This window comes from Rhizobacter sp. J219 (assembly GCF_024700055.1).
In the GTDB taxonomy this organism is placed as follows: Bacteria; Pseudomonadota; Gammaproteobacteria; order Burkholderiales; family Burkholderiaceae_C; genus Rhizobacter.
In genome coordinates, this window is the sequence record NZ_JAJOND010000001.1 from 2,319,245 (window position 1) to 2,333,678 (window position 14,434).

13 protein-coding genes and 2 pseudogenes are annotated in these 14,434 nt (G+C 67.1%); 2 read left to right on the forward strand and 13 right to left on the reverse strand.

Annotated features, from left to right (window positions below; all coding sequences use genetic code 11):
• Positions 1-10: 10 nt before the first annotated feature.
• From LRS03_RS26870 to flgB, 13 genes and pseudogenes are all read right to left on the reverse strand, one after another.
• A pseudogene (locus LRS03_RS26870) lies at positions 11-685 on the reverse strand (PAS domain-containing protein); the annotation flags it as partial.
• A 632-nt stretch (positions 686-1,317) separates the two neighbouring features.
• Positions 1,318-2,529: an EAL and HDOD domain-containing protein gene (locus LRS03_RS10520; protein ID WP_257825380.1), complete on the reverse strand. Its 1,212-nt coding sequence runs from the start codon at positions 2,527-2,529 to the stop codon at positions 1,318-1,320.
• 15 nt (positions 2,530-2,544) lie between these two features.
• Complete coding sequence (flgL, locus tag LRS03_RS10525) at positions 2,545-3,744, reverse strand: flagellar hook-associated protein FlgL (RefSeq protein WP_257825381.1); 1,200 nt, start codon at positions 3,742-3,744, stop codon at positions 2,545-2,547.
• Positions 3,745-3,797: 53 nt separating this feature from the next.
• A complete protein-coding gene (flgK, locus tag LRS03_RS10530) occupies positions 3,798-5,762 on the reverse strand; it encodes a flagellar hook-associated protein FlgK (RefSeq protein WP_257825382.1) in 1,965 nt (654 codons plus the stop codon).
• Between the two features lie 13 nt (positions 5,763-5,775).
• Positions 5,776-6,672 (reverse strand): flagellar assembly peptidoglycan hydrolase FlgJ, encoded by an 897-nt coding sequence (gene flgJ, locus LRS03_RS10535; protein WP_257825383.1) that lies wholly within the window; start codon positions 6,670-6,672, stop codon positions 5,776-5,778.
• On the reverse strand, positions 6,672-7,817 hold the full coding sequence (locus tag LRS03_RS10540) for a flagellar basal body P-ring protein FlgI (protein WP_257825384.1): 1,146 nt from the start codon (positions 7,815-7,817) through the stop codon (positions 6,672-6,674). Before LRS03_RS10540 ends, flgJ begins: the two co-directional genes overlap by 1 nt.
• A gap of 37 nt (positions 7,818-7,854) precedes the next feature.
• A complete protein-coding gene (locus LRS03_RS10545) occupies positions 7,855-8,526 on the reverse strand; it encodes a flagellar basal body L-ring protein FlgH (RefSeq protein ID WP_257825385.1) in 672 nt (223 codons plus the stop codon).
• A 20-nt stretch (positions 8,527-8,546) separates the two neighbouring features.
• A pseudogene (gene flgG / locus LRS03_RS10550) lies at positions 8,547-9,330 on the reverse strand (flagellar basal-body rod protein FlgG).
• Between the two features lie 30 nt (positions 9,331-9,360).
• Entirely contained in the window at positions 9,361-10,095 is a 735-nt protein-coding gene (flgF, locus tag LRS03_RS10555) for a flagellar basal-body rod protein FlgF (RefSeq protein WP_257825386.1), read from the reverse strand.
• Between the two features lie 115 nt (positions 10,096-10,210).
• Positions 10,211-11,473 carry a flagellar hook protein FlgE gene (flgE, locus tag LRS03_RS10560; RefSeq protein WP_257825387.1) on the reverse strand — a complete coding sequence of 421 codons (1,263 nt, stop codon included), beginning with the start codon at positions 11,471-11,473 and terminating at the stop codon, positions 10,211-10,213.
• Positions 11,474-11,505: 32 nt separating this feature from the next.
• The gene (locus LRS03_RS10565; protein WP_257825388.1) at positions 11,506-12,153 is read right to left on the reverse strand and encodes a flagellar hook assembly protein FlgD; all 648 of its coding nucleotides are present in this window, start codon (positions 12,151-12,153) and stop codon (positions 11,506-11,508) included.
• Between the two features lie 32 nt (positions 12,154-12,185).
• Positions 12,186-12,608, reverse strand: a complete 423-nt coding sequence (flgC, locus tag LRS03_RS10570) for a flagellar basal body rod protein FlgC (RefSeq protein WP_257825389.1) — start codon at positions 12,606-12,608, stop codon at positions 12,186-12,188.
• 106 nt (positions 12,609-12,714) lie between these two features.
• Positions 12,715-13,125 (reverse strand): flagellar basal body rod protein FlgB, encoded by a 411-nt coding sequence (gene flgB, locus LRS03_RS10575; protein WP_257825390.1) that lies wholly within the window; start codon positions 13,123-13,125, stop codon positions 12,715-12,717.
• Between the two features lie 138 nt (positions 13,126-13,263).
• Between flgB and flgA the strand changes: the two genes are divergently transcribed.
• Together flgA and flgM are read left to right on the forward strand one after the other, a co-directional pair.
• A complete protein-coding gene (flgA, locus tag LRS03_RS10580) occupies positions 13,264-13,974 on the forward strand; it encodes a flagellar basal body P-ring formation chaperone FlgA (protein ID WP_257825391.1) in 711 nt (236 codons plus the stop codon).
• A gap of 114 nt (positions 13,975-14,088) precedes the next feature.
• Complete coding sequence (flgM, locus tag LRS03_RS10585) at positions 14,089-14,400, forward strand: flagellar biosynthesis anti-sigma factor FlgM (RefSeq protein WP_257825392.1); 312 nt, start codon at positions 14,089-14,091, stop codon at positions 14,398-14,400.
• Positions 14,401-14,434: the final 34 nt, after the last annotated feature.

The following is a 14,434-nucleotide window of genomic DNA, read 5'->3' on the forward strand; positions in this document are numbered from 1 at the left end:
AGCGCGCACGGCCGTCGTCGTCGACCCACTTGCGCCAGGTGGCGCGGTACCAGCGCTCGCGCCCGTCGGCGTGCACGAGGCGACGCTCGATCAGCCTCGCCGGCTGGCCCACCTGCGACACCGCGCCGGTCTGCGCACGGTAGGCGAGGTTCATCTCACGGTCTTCCAGCGGCTGCAACTCGATCGGGTCGCGGCCGATCAGCTGCTCGGTCGCGAAGCCGGTGAAGTCGGCAAACGCCTGGTTGACCTGCACCAGGCGGTGATCGCTGTCTTGCACACAGGCCGGAAACGGCGATTCCCAGAAGAGCCGCATCAGCTCGTGCGGCAACGACGAGGTCTGCGCCGTGCCCGCCGCTTCACGCGCCAGTCGCAGCGCCCAACGCTCGCCTTCGAGCGGCGTGAGCGACACGCTGCAGCGTGTGCCGTCGGCGAGCGTGAGGCTGTCGGGGAAGGTGGGTGGCGGCGCGTTGAGGCGCGGCACGCCCTTGCTCAGCACCTGCAGGATGGCCTGGACCAGGGGCTCGCCGAGTTGCGGCTGCAGGGCTTGAAGCGAAGCGCCTTGCGTGGTGTGCAGCCACCGCTGAGATGCGGCATTGGCGTGGTAGATGCGGGCGCTGCGGTCGAAGACGAGGACTGCGTCGGACAGGGAGTCCAGGAAGAGACGCAGGGCCTTGGGATCGAACATGGCGATGGAGTTTACGCAGGGTTTTTTTACTGCGTGGCGGCTTGCCGGGTCTCGCCCCGGCGGGCGAGTCACTTTGGTGTTCGCATAACTTCGCTGCGCGAAGTGAGCGAACCCCGCTGCGCGAACATTTGTCGCGCCAAATGAAAGTAACCAAAGCAAAGGCGCTCTTCATTTGGCCGTGCCGTATGGCTACAGGCCTCGGCCGATGGGGCACCTGTCTCCATCGGACCTCCGCACACATGCTGGACCACCGAGCCGCTCGGCTCGCTGCGCATCGCCTCTCAGGTCGCTAAGCAACCAAGCACGAGGCGAAGCGAGTCGAGAGTGTGATGCCCGCGAAGCGGGCGGCGGTATCCCGGGGCCCTTGAGAGCCGTCGAGCAGCGCAGGGCTTGGGGTGGCGTGCGTCAGCACGCTTCGTGAACTGACTTCGCGCAGCTGTCTGAGCGCAGCGGCCGCAGGCCGCGTAGCGAGTTCTGCGCGACACCCCAAGACCGAGCAGCGCAGAGCAGTCCGCCCCAGGCGGACCGGCGAACGGGGTCGCCTTTTCTTTGGTTACTTTCTTTTGGCGAAGCAAAAGAAAGTGACTCGCCCGCCGGGGCGAATTCCCGGCAAGCCGCCACGCAGTGCAGAACTATTCGACCTGCGAAGCCGCCGTCAACGCCGACAACACACACCGATTGATCTCAGACACACTGAGCATCAACGTCTCCGCCGACGCGCGGAAGTCGTACAGCGACTCGTTCTCCACCGCCTGCACCAGCGCAAAGTAGGGCTGATACGGCCCCGAGCTGTCGACCAGCGCCTGGTACACCCGCTCCGGGACAGGGATCGTCTTCAGCAGTTCCGAAAACGGCTGCTTGAACATCCGGTCGAGCAGAGAAAACACGCCGCAGATGAACATCTCGTTGCGCATCTCTTCGTCACCCGAGGAGCGCACCAGCTCTTCCATCAGCAAGCCGCGGCGCACCGCGGCAAACATGACGGGCTTCATGTTCGAGTCCTTGCCCGCCGTCGCAAGCAGGAGCGCCAGCCAGCGCTTGAGCCGCTGGTAGCCGAGCATCATGATCGCGTGGCGGAACGAGCTGATCTCCACCCGCAGGCCGAACGCCGGCGAGTTGATGTAGCGCATCAGCTTGAACGCGAGCGACGGATCGCGCTTCAGCGTGCCTTCGAGCTTCTCGATCGGCTCCTGCTTGTCGACGCGCTGGATCAGCTCGACGATCACCTGCATCTCGGTCTGAGGCTGCTTGCCGCCGCTCTTGGCCTGCGCCTGCTCGATCGCATCGTCGATCGGCCAGCCCAGCACCGCGGCCGCACCACGCGTGAAGCTCGCTTCCATCTCGGCGAGCGTGCGCACGCCGGACTGCACGTGGGGAATGTTGCGGATCACGCCGGCCGGCGGGGTGGCGCCGGCTTCGTTGATGCGGCGGTCATCGGCCAGGTCGATGATCGAATAGGTGAAGCACGGCAGCACCTCGCGCGGCAGCTCCGACAGTGGGCGGCCCTTGATGAGCAAGGTGGTGCCGGCGGCGTGCAGGTTCTGCAGCGACACGATGTTGGCCGGGTCGACGGCCATGAAGGCGGGCACCTCGACCATCAGGTTGGGCGAGGGCGAGGCGCGCAGCAGGTCCTGCAGCAGGCTCTCGCTCACCACGTTGAGCGCAGCCTTGCCACCGTCGGCTGGCCACACGCCGCCCACGGCGTGCAGCAGTTGCGCCACGTCGGGCGTCACATCGGGCTTCAGCGGCACCACCGTCAGGCGCGTGGCCGAGACGGCGCGGCTGCGGTCGATGAAGGGGGAGTAGCCGAGGGCCACCTGGCCCAGGATGGTGGTGTCGTTCACGCGGCTGTCCTGCGATCAGGTGATGTAGTTGAAGAGCGACATCTTCTGCACCAGCGAGTAGCTCTTGAGCGCCGCATCGTAGCCCGTTTGCTTGTTCTGGAAGTCGGAAATCGCCCTCACCATGTCAAGCCCTTCGGCATTCGTGCGGTCGGTCTGTGCAGCAAGTCGCAGATCGTCGAGCCGGCCGGTGGCGCTGTCGATACGGCTCAGCGTCTCGCCCACCTGCGCGCGCACCGATTGCATCTGTGCCATCGCCGAGTCCACGGCGGCGAGGTAGGTCGAGTTGGTCTGGGCGATCTGCGATGGCGTGCGCAGCGGCGTGTTGAGCGCCGTCACCGCCTGGTCGATCGCATTGAAGATGTTGAGGTCGGAGGTCGACGGCGCCAGGTCGAAGGTGTCGGTGTCGGCCGGCGTGCCGGTGATGGTGGCCGACAGGCCGTCGATCTCGATCGCGCGGCCCGACACATAGGGCACGCCGGCCACCGCCGTGGGCGCGCCGTTCTGCAGGATCGAATACGTCATCACACCACCGCCGCTGTCGGCGAAGACGATGCTGTAGCTGTCGCCGGTGAGCTGGCTCGGGTCGGTGACGCGGCCGGCGTCGATCCACGACTGGCCGGTGTTGGCCGCGGCCGGCGCGGTGCTGAAGACACCGTTGCCGGTGCGCCCGCTCACCCAGGCGGCGCGGCCGTCCACACTCAGCGGCAACGGGTCGTCGGAGGCCGCATCGACCTGGCCGGAGGTGCCCTGGAAGGTCACGCCGCCGGCGGCATCGAGAAAGGGGGCATGGTCGGGCGACTGGCCACCGAAGAGGTAGGCGCCCGCGCCGTCCTGCCGGTTGGCGACGGCCAGCAGCTGGTTGCGCAGGCCGGCGATCTTGTCGGCCTGCACGCGGCGCTCCTGGTCGCTGTAGCTGCCGTTGCCGGCGGCCACCATCGCTTCGCGGATCTGCTGCAGCAGGTCGCTCGCATCGGCGAGCGCCCCCTCCGACAGCGTCATCGCGTTCTGGCTGGCGTTCACCGCACGCTGCATCGCATCGGTGTGCACCTCGGCGGCGAGCGCCCGCTCGGCGCGGGCTGCGGCGGCCGGATCGTCGCTCGCGCGGTTGACGCGCTTGCCGGTGGTGAGCTGCTCTTGCGCCGTGGCGAGCTGCGTCTGGCGCTTGATCAGCGACTCGACGGACGCATCGAAGGAGTTGGCGGTGCTGACGCGCATGGTGAGGGTGCCTCGGTCAAATCGTCGATCGGTCGGTCAATGGGTCAGGGAGATCAGCCGCCCGTCATTTCGAGCAGCGTGTCGAAGACGGACGTGGCCACCTGCAGCATCTTGGCAGCAGCCTGGTAGCTCTGCTGGAACTGGATCAGGCGGGCCGCTTCTTCGTCGAGGTTGACGCCCGCCTTGTTGGCACGCGCCGCCTCGGCGGTCTGCGCCACGGTGGCGGAGATGCCGGCCGACGAACGTGCGCTCTGCACGCGCACGCCGATGTCGGACAGCGCACTCGCATACGCATCGGTGATGTTGCGCCCCGGCACCAGCGTGCCGCCGACCGTCTGGGCGCCGATGAAGGGCGAGCTGCCGAGCGCGACGAAGGCATTGGCGTTGCCGTTGTTGGCGGCCGGCGCGGTGGTCGGGGCGACGTCGATCACGTCGCCGTTGCGCGGCACGCCGCTCAGCGAAAGCGAGAAGCCGTTGAGCAGGATGGGGTTCCCGGCCGTCCAGGTGCCGGTGCCGCTCGACACCACGGTGTTGCTCGCATCGAGCATGTCGTAGTTGTAGTCGCCGGTGTCGTTGTTGAAGGTGATGCGCACCGACTGCGTCGCGTCGTAGGCCGCGGCATCCACCACGCCGAGCGAGGCCATGCGCGCGGTGCCGGTGTTGTTGACCGAGAAGCTGCTGGTCACGGCGGCGGCGGCGGCGATGCCGCGCGGGTCGCTCATCACCGAGCGCATGTCGGGCGCGGCCTGCCCCACGGCCTGCAGCAGGAAGCGGTCGCCTGCGGCGGCGGTGCCGGCGGTCATCTGCAGCGTCAAGCCTTCGACCTGCACGCCGGCCGCCAGCGTGGCGGCGTCGAACGGGCTGCCCTGCACGGCACTGCCGTCGGACAGGCGGGTGAGCGCGTAGTTGGTGCCGTCGAAGCGCAGCTCGTAGTCGCTCGCCTGCACGTGGGTGAAATCGCTCACCGTCAGGCTGAAGGTCGCGTCGCCCGCGTTTTCGGTCGACGGCAGCGTGCGCGGCGTGCCGACGGAGAACAGCGGGTCACCGGGGCGTGCCGGCTGGCCGCCGTCGAGGCCGAGTGCCTGCTGCTGGTTGATCGCACCGCTCACCGCCACGGCCAGCTGGCCGAGCAGGTTGCGCGCCGCGGTGAGGTCTTCGTTCTGGAAGCGGATGAGGCCGGCGATGCGGCCGCCGGCGATCGCGTTGTTGGGCACCAGGCGGGCAATGCCGCCTTCCTGCAGCGCGAGCTGGGTCTTGGCGGGGTCGAACTGGTCGGCTGCGGCGACAAGAGCGTTGGTGGAGCTGCCGAGCACCAGCGACTGGCCGCCGCCGATGAAGAGGCCCACCGAGCCGTCGCTGGCCTCGATGGTGGTCACGTTGATGTAGCCGCTGATCTGGCTCACCAGCTGGTCGCGCTGGTCGAGCAGGTCGTTCGGGGCATGACCGGCGCCATTCAGGGCGGAGATCTGGCGGTTGAGGTCGGCCACCTGGCGGGCCAGCGAGTTGACGGTGTCGATGTCAGAGCGCAGGTCCTGCGACACGCCGCCCTGCAGCGTGTTGAGCTGCTCGCCGGCCGACTGGAAACGGGCCGCGAGTTCGCGTGCACGCGTCACGACCACCTGGCGCGCCGAGGAGTCCTGCGGATTGTTGGCCACGTCGACGAAGGCATCGAGCACCTGGCGCGCGGCATGGCCGATGCCCGATTCGCCGAGCGGCAGCACGTTCTCCAGCTGCGTGAGCTGGTCGAGCCGGGCCTGGTCGGCCTCGGCAAGCGAGTTGGTGTTGGCGGCCTGCGTGGTGAGGAAGCGGTCGTACGAGCGTGTCACCGTGGCCACGTTCACACCCTGGCCGAAGAAGCCCGCACCGGTGTACTGACCCTTGGCCGTCTCGAGCTGGACTTCCTGGCGCGAGTAGCCCTGCGTGTTGGCGTTGGCGATGTTGTTGCCGACGGTCTGCAGCGACGCAAAGTTCGCCGCCATCGCACGGGTGCCGATGCCCATCAAGGTGGAAGCGCCCATGTCCTCGTCTCCTTCAGGCCATGGCACGCTGCAGGCGCAGCGTGGTGTTGATCATTCGCGTGAGCTTGTCGGCGTACGCGGGGTCGGTGGCGTAGCCGGCCTTCTGCAAGCCCTGGGCAAAGCCGTGGGCCGATGAAGCGTTGTCCACCACCTTCGAGTAGCGCGGGTTGTTCTTCATCAGCTTCGCGTAGTCGGTGAAGGCCTCTTCGTAGCTGCCGTAAGCACGGAACTTCGCCTTCACCTTGTGCGGCTGGCCGTTGATGTATTCGGTGGTCGTGACCTCGGCGACCGGGCCCTTCCAGTTCGGACCGGCCTTGATGCCGAACACGTTGAACGAGGTGGAGCCGTCGCGGTGCTTGATCTCGTGGCGACCCCAGCCCGACTCGTGCGCCGCCTGCGCGACCATGAAGTTGGCCGGAATCCCGGTGGCCGCTTCGGCGGCCTTGGCCGCATCGCCATGCAGGCGCAGGAAGCCCATCTGGCGCTCCTTGCCCTGCAGGCCTTCGAGCCTGGCGGGGGTCGGCGCCACCGGCTCCCTCGCGTCGTCTTTGGCGTTGTTGATGCGCTCGACGGACGCCTTGGCCGCATCGGCGGCAATGTTGGCGAGCGGGTCGCCGAGCTGGCGCTCCAGTTGCCGCGCGATCACCTCCGACAGACCGCCGCGCAGACCGGTCATCTGGGTGGCGAACTGCTGGTCGAGCATTTCGGTGCCGAGCTTGGTGCCGGAGTTTTCGAGCATCCCCGAGCCGACCTGTGCATCGCGCATGCTCTTCATGAGCTGCTGCATGAAGATGCCTTCGAACTGCTTGGCCGCTTCACGGATCGCCGCCTTGGGGTCGGTGTTCGCGGTGTTGCGCAGGTTGGCAATGCCGCGGGCATCGCCGATCTGGAGGTTGTTGTTGACGCCCATCAGATCACCTCGATCTCGGCCTGCAAGGCCCCTGCGCTCTTCATCGCCTGGAGGATCGCCAGCAGGTCCTGCGGCGTGGCACCGAGCGCGCTGAGCGCCTTCACCACGTCGGCGAGCTTGGCGCTTGCCGGCATCTGGATCAGTGAGCCGGGCTCCTGCTTGATGGTGATCTCGGCCTTCTCGGCCCTCACCGTCTCACCCTTCGAGAACGGGGCCGGCTGGCTCACCACCGGCGTGGTGTTGATGGTGACCGACAGGTTGCCGTGCGCCACCGCGCAGGCGCCGAGCGACACCGCCTGGTTCATCACCACCGAGCCGGTGCGGGCGTTGATCACGATCTTGGCCGACGGCGTGGCCAGTTCGAGCGGCAGGTTTTCGATGTCGGCGAGAAAGCCCACGCGCAGGTCCTGCGACTCGGGCATGTTGACCTTGACCACTCGGCCGTTGACGGCCTGCGCGGTGCCGTCGCCCATCTTGGCGTTGATGGCGCGGGCCACTTCACGCGCGGTGGTGAAGTCGCTCGCGTTGAGGTCGAGCTGCAGGGTGCGGCCGCTGTTGAGCGGCGTGGGCACCGCACGCTCGACCGTGGCCCCTTCGGGGATGCGGCCGGCGCTCAGGTGGTTGATCTGCACCTTCGAGCCGGCGGCCGAGGCACCGGCGCCACCGACGATCAGGTTGCCCTGCGCGAGCGCGTAGATCTGGCCATCGGCACCCTTGAGCGGCGTGATGATCAGCGTGCCGCCGCGCAGCGACTTGGCGTTGCCGAGCGACGAGACGGCCACGTCGAGCGTCTGGCCGGGCTGGGCGAAGGCGGGCAGCTGCGCGGTCACCATGACCGCGGCCACGTTCTTGACCTGCAGGCTGGTGCCGGCGGGAATGGTCACGCCCATCTGCTGCAGCATCGCGGTCAGGCTCTGCGCGGTGAAAGGGGCGGAGGTGGTCTGGTCGCCGGTGCCGTCGAGGCCGACGACCAGGCCGTAGCCCACCAGCTGGTTGCTGCGCACGCCCTGGATCGACGCGACCTCCTTGATGCGGGTGGCGTGCGCCGTGGCCGGCCACCACAAGGCCGCGCTGGCCGCGATCACCGTCAGGCCGATCAGGGCCTTGATCAAGACTTCCAGCAGTTGTTCGCGGGGGGTTTGCATGGTGGTGACAGAGCTCCTGTCACCATTCTGGAATTCTTTAGAACGGCATAACGTTCAAAAAGAAGCGGCCCAGCCACCCTATTCCGTTGACGTCGGCCTGGGCGCCGCGGCCCCGGTGCTCGATGCGCACGTTGGCGATCTGCACCGACTGCACGGTATTGCCCGGCTGGATGGAGCGCGGGTCCACCTGGCCCGAGAAGCGCAGCACGTCGACGTTTTGGTTGACGCCGATCTGCTTCTCGCCGGCGATGACGAGGTGGCCGTTGGGCATGACATCGATCACGGTGCTGGTGATCACGCCGGAGAAATCGTTGGTGTTCTCGGTGCTGCCCTTGCCTTCGAAGGTGTTGGTCGAGCCGCCCTCCACGCCCGCGCGGGCGAAGGCCTTGGCGTGCACGCCCGGCAGCGCGGAGACGCTGCCGCCAATGGAGCCGGTCTTGTCGATCGAACTCGTGCTCTTCTGGCTGGCCGCGACTTTTTCCACGATCTGCACGGTGAGCGTGTCGCCCACCAGGCGTGCGCGGTGGTCTTCGAACAGCGGTCGGTAGGCCGCCGCCTGGTAGATCGAGCCGTTGTTGGGCGGCGGCGTGGGCACCGGCTGCGGGCGCAGGCGTGCGGCCGAGCCGGCGACCTCGACCTTGGGCAGCAGGTAGGGGGTTTCGCAGCCGGCGAGCGTCAGGCAGGCGGCGGCGATCAGCGCGAATCTCATGGCAGGCAGGAAAGAGAGGATCAGAGCTGGCCCAGGCGCTGCAGCATCTGGTCGGAGGTCTGGATGGCCTTGGAGTTGAAGCTCGTAGGCGCGCTGCGTCTGGATCATGCCGATCAGCTCTTCCACGACGTTCACGTTCGAGGTCTCGACGAAACCCTGCTGCAAGGCGCCCAGGCCGTTCTGGCCCGGCGTGCCGGCGGTCGGCGTGCCCGAGGCTGCGGTCTCGGTGTAGAGGTTCTGGCCCTTGGGCTCGAGGCCGGCCGGGTTGACGAAGTTCACGAGTTGCAGCGTGCCCAGGGCCTGCGGTTGCGTCTGGTTGGGAATGCTGGCGGTGACGGTGCCGTCGGCCGCGATCGACACGCTCAAGGCGTTCTGCGGCACGGTGATGCCCGGCTGCACGAGATACCCGTTGTTGGTGACGAGCTGCCCCTGGGCGTTGACCTGGAACGAGCCGTCGCGGGTGTAGCCGGTGGTGCCGTCGGGCATCTGCACTTCGAAGAAGCCGGCGCCGCGCACCGCCACGTCGAGCGGGTTGCTGCTCTGCTGCAGGTTGCCTTGCGCAAAGCTGCGGCTGCTGGCCACGGCGCGGGTGCCGAGGCCCACCTGCAGGCCGGTCGGCAGCGTGGTCTGCTCGCTGCTGTTGGCGCCGGCCTGGCGCAGGTTCTGGTACATCAGGTCCTCGAACACCGCGTGCGACTTCTTGTAGCCGTTGGTCGCGCTGTTGGCGAGGTTGTGGGAGATGTGGTCCAGCTGGGTCTGCTGGGCCTCCATGCCGGTCTTCGAAATCCACAGCGAACGCATCATGGCGATTGCTCCTTTATTTGGCTCGGTACGTCAGCTCATCGAGAGCAATTGCGCTGCGGCCTTCTCGTCGCCTTCAGCGGTCTGCAGCATCTTCATCTGCGCCTCGAACTGGCGCGCGGCGGTGATCATCGACACCATGGTCTCGACCGCGCTCACGTTCGAGCCTTCGAGCGCACCGTCTTGCACACGGGCGGTGGCATCGGCTTCGAGGTCGCCGTCGGCGGCGCGGAAGAGGCCGTCGTCGCCACGCGTGAGCGGGGTCTCGTCGGTCGGCGTCACGAGCTTCAGCTTGCCCACCGCGGTGGTCTTGCCGGTGGCGCCGTTCTTGGCGGTGATCGTGCCGTCGGGCGCGATGCTGATCTCGCTGTTGGCCGGCACCTGGATCGGGCCGCCGTCGCCCATCACCGGCAGGCCGCTTCGGGTGACGAGCATGCCCTCGGAGGTGAGGTCGAGCGCGCCACCGCGGGTGTAGGCCTCGGTGCCGTCGAGCGCCTGCACCGAGAGCCAGCTGTTGCCCTTGACGGCCACGTCGAGCGGGCGGCCGGTGTTGGTGATGACACCAGGGGTCGCGTCGAAGCCCGGGGTCGTCTCCAGCGCGTAGACCCGCGTGCTCGCGCCGCTGCCTTGCACCGGCACCGCACGGAAGGCCTGCAGCTCGGCGCGGAAGCCGGGCGTCGACGCGTTGGCGAGGTTGTTCGCCAGCGTGTCCTGGCGCTGCATCATCGCCTTCGCACCAGACATCGACAGATAGATCATGCGGTCCATATGACTACTCCCCGCTCGCCGAGTACGTCGAGCGACCCTCCGAGAGGGTCGGGCCTTGCTTGGGGCGGCCCGGCGCGGCGGCCCGTGCTCGTCTAAGCGTCATGGCTTACTTGCGTTAGCGCAGGTTCACCAGGGTCTGCAGGACCTGGTCGGTCGTCTTGATCGACTGGGCGTTGGCCTGGTACACACGCTGCGCGGTGATCATGTTCACGAAGTTCTCGGCGGTGAGGTCGACGTTGGAGTCTTCCAGTGCGCCGGCCTGCAGCACGCCGAGGTTGCCCTGGCCGGGCGTGCCGACGATCGGGTCACCCGACTCGTAGGTGCGTGCCCACAGGTTGCCGCCGAGCGGGCGCAGGCCCTGCGTGTTGCGGAAGGTCGAGATCTCGATCTGGCCGGCCGGCTTGGACTGGCCGTTGGAATAGGTCGCCATCACGATGCCGTCGGACTCGATCGACAGGCCCGACAGCTGGCCCGGCGCATAGCCGTCCTGCGTGAGGTTGGTGACACCGAAGCCGGCGCCGTATTGGGTGGCGCCCGACAGGTCGAACTCGATGCCGGGAATGGGCAGCGTCTGCGCACCGGCGGCGTTGGTCGACGCCGGGATGTCGAGGATCACCGGGCCCACCGGTGCGGTGGGTGCCCCGCCGCTGGTCGGGAAGCTGATGGTCGTGACCGGGGCCGGGTCGCCGGCGCCGTCGACCGACACCGAGGTGCCGTTGGCGGTGACGAACACGTTCCAGGTGTCGGTGGCCGATTTCTGGAAGTAGTAGGTGAGCGCGACGTCCTGGCCGCGCTGGTCGTAGACGACCAGCGAGGTGGCGTTGTTGTAGGTGGTGGCGTCGCTGAAGTTGACCATCGGCGTGGCCGCGGGCAGCGTGGTCGCGGCGCGCGAGTCGAGGTTCATCTCCATCGAGATCTCGGTGGTGGCCTCGGGCTCGATGCCGGCGGTGGGCAATTGCAGCGGGCCGGCCACGCCGGGCTGGATCACGCCCTGGCCGTCGGCCGGGTAGCCGAGCAGCTGGTGGTTCTGGTTGGTGACGATGAAGCCGTCCTTGTTGATCTGGAACTGGCCGTTGCGGGTGTACTGCGTCTGGCCGTTCACCTGCACTTCGAAGAAGCCGCTGCCGTTGATCGCGAGGTCGAGCGCGTTGGCGGTGGTGGTGATGTTGCCCTGGCTGAACTGCTGCGTGACCGCCTGCAGGTTGACGCCGATGCCGATGGCGTTGCCACTGCCGGCCAGCGCCGAGGCGTACATGTCGCCGAACTCGGCGCGCGAAGCCTTGGCACCGAAGGTGTTGGCGTTGGCGACGTTGTTGCCGATGACTTCGAGGTTCTTGCTCGCAGCGTTCAGGCCGGAAAGTCCTTGTTGGAAGCTCATGGTTATTCCTTGGTGTGGGTCCGCTTGGAGACTTAGTTGAAGGCCTTGACCTGGCTGTAGGCCACGTTGCCGGAGTTCTTCAGTTCGAGGGTGAGGCTGTCGCCGGAGGTGTTGATCGCCGAGACGGTGTCGTGCATCAGCGGCGTCGAATCGAGCTTGGTACTGCCGCTCATGGCGGTGACGCGGAAGGTCACGCCGGTGGCGGTGGCGTTGCTGCCGGCGTTCCACGAGAAATTGTGCGCGCCGGCGGCCTGGGCGCCGAGGTTGAGCGTGTCCAGCACATGGCCGCTCGGGCCCAGCACTTCGACCTTGACGCTGTCGGCGGCACTGTTGAGTTCGAAGCCACCCTCGCCCACGCCGTTGGCGATCACGATCTTGTTGCCCGGTACGATGACTTCGCGGCCGATCAGCGACGCGCCCTGCAGCGCCTGCATCTGCACGAACTGGCCCGACAGGCCCTGCACCGTCTTGTTGAGGTTCTCGATGCCGGTGACCGACTGGATCTGCGCCATCTGGCTCGTGACCTGCGCGTTGTCCATCGGGGACAGCGGGTCCTGGTTCTGCATCTGCGCCACCAGCAGCTTGAGGAAGCGGTCGGCAGCCCCCGCTTCATTGGCGGTCTGCACACCGCTCTTGGCGTTGAGCTTGTCGTAGGCGGATTGGACGTTGGAGACGGCCATGTGATTTCCTTTGATCGCGTTTCAGCGGGCCGTCACTGGCCCATCTGCAGCGTCTTGAGCAGCAGCGTCTTGGCCGTGTTCATGACTTCGATGTTGTTCTGGTACGAGCGCGAGGCCGAGATCATGTTGACCATCTCCTCCACCGCGTTCACGTTGCTGTAGGTCACGTAGCCCTCGGCATCGGCGCTCGGGTGCTTGGGGTCGTGCACACGGCGGCCGGGGGTCTGGTCTTCGCTGATGTTGCTGACCTTGACGCCGGCAGCGGCGCCGGCGGCCTGCATGCCGGGCTGGCCCATCAGTTCGGTCTGGAACGTGACCTGGCGCGCCTTGTAGGCCTGGCCATCGGGGCCGGCCACGGTGTCGGCGTTGGCGAGGTTGGAGGCGACAACGTTCAGGCGCTGCGACTGCGCCGAAACGGCGCTGCCGGAGACGTTGAAGATCTGGAACATGCTCATGACAACCCCTCGTCCGATGAGTACATCGGCCGATCCCCCAAGGGGATGCCGGCCGGCTTGGGAGCGGCCCGGCGCTCGGCCGGCACGCTACGAATGACGTTCTTCATCACTGGCCACCCCTGATCGCGTCGAGCATCGTGCGCACGTTGCCGTTGATGAAACGCAGCGTGGCTTCGTAGCGCACCGAGTTGTCGGCGAAGTTGGCGCGCTCGCGGTCCATGTCGACCGTGTTGCGATCGAGGTTGGTCTGGCTGGGGGTGGCGTACTGGAGGTTGGACTGCACCGCGCTGGCCGTGCCGCCAAGGGCGATGTGGCCAGGCTGCGTGGCCTGCAGCGCAGCGGCACCCTGCTGCGCGCCGGTGGCCTGTTTCAAGGCCGAGGCGAAGTCGAGGTCACGCGCCACGTAGTTGGGCGTGTCGGCATTGGCGATGTTGCTGGCGATCAGGCGCTGGCGCTCCGAGCGCAGGCTCAGCGCCTGGCCGTGGAAATCGAGCGTGCTCGTCAGTTTGTTCAACATGGTGCTGCCTCACAAAACCCCATGGGGCGATGTGAAGGCATTGTGGGCAGCGTGTTTCAAAACATAAGCGGGAATAGACAGCCGTTTGGCCCTCAATTCCGACTGCAGCAAAGGCACATCGCGCCCTACATTGGCAGCGTGGACAAGACCCTCTTGCCTCTGCTGCGCTTCGTTTTCTTCGCCTGGCTGATCGCCAGCGGGGCGGTCGCGCACGCCCAGGCTTCCACCGAGGCCTGGGTGGCCGCAGGGCAGCGTTTTGCCCTCGCTGAATTGAAGAAGGCCGGTGTCGGCCGCCATGAGGTGATCGCCGGCCAGCTCGACGCCCGCTTGCGCCTGAGCCCCTGCGCCGAGGTCCAGCCCTACCTGCCGCAAGGCGCGCGACTCCTGGGCAAGACCCGCGTGGGCCTGCGCTGCGTGAAAGGCGTCACGAACTGGAACGTCTACCTGCCGTTGACGGTGAACGTCTACGGCCCGGGCCTGGTCTCAACCGCCACCCTGCCAGCCGGCCATGTGCTTGCAGCAGAAGATTTCCGTCAAGCCGAGGTCAATCTGGCCGAAGACATGTTCCAACCCGCGATCACCGAAGTGGCTTTGCTGCTCGGCCGCACCCTGGCCCGGCAGGTGACTGCCGGCCAGAGCCTGCGGCAGAACTCGCTCAAGCCGCGGCAATGGTTCACGGCGGGCGACAAGGTGCGCATCCGCGTGGCTGGCAACGGCTTTGCCGTCGCCGGGGCCGGCGAGGCGATCACCGCCGGAATGGAGGGTCAACCGGCTCGTGTCCGTACCGATAACGGGCGGGTGGTGTCGGGTCTGCCCGTGGCAGACCGCCTGCTGGAGATCACATTGTGAAAAATCGAGTGGGCACTCAGAATCGCGAAGAAAAACCTAAAGTCAGCGGCGGGCGGGCCGATACACCGTCCATGTTGAAAGGTTTGGGTCTTTAAGAGGCCCAAGGAGTCCAAGATGAAGATCGGCAACCCCGCAGACAAACCCGGCTCGACCGCTCCGGTCGCACCGGTGCGCAATCAGCCTGCCGAAACCAAGGCGGCGGAGGCCGGCGCGCAACAACAAGCCGCCGACCCGAGCGCGAAGGTTGAACTGTCGAACGCCGCGTCGTCGCTGCTCGAAGGCGGCGCCAGCGCCGATTTCGACGCCGACAAGGTGGCACGCATCGCCCAGGCCATCAGCGACGGCAAATTCGAGATCAACGCCGAGAAGATCGCCGACCGGCTGATCGCCAACGCACACGAAGTGCTGGGCAAGGCCCAACACTGATGAACCTTCGCGCTTCACAAGAGCGCGCCCGCTT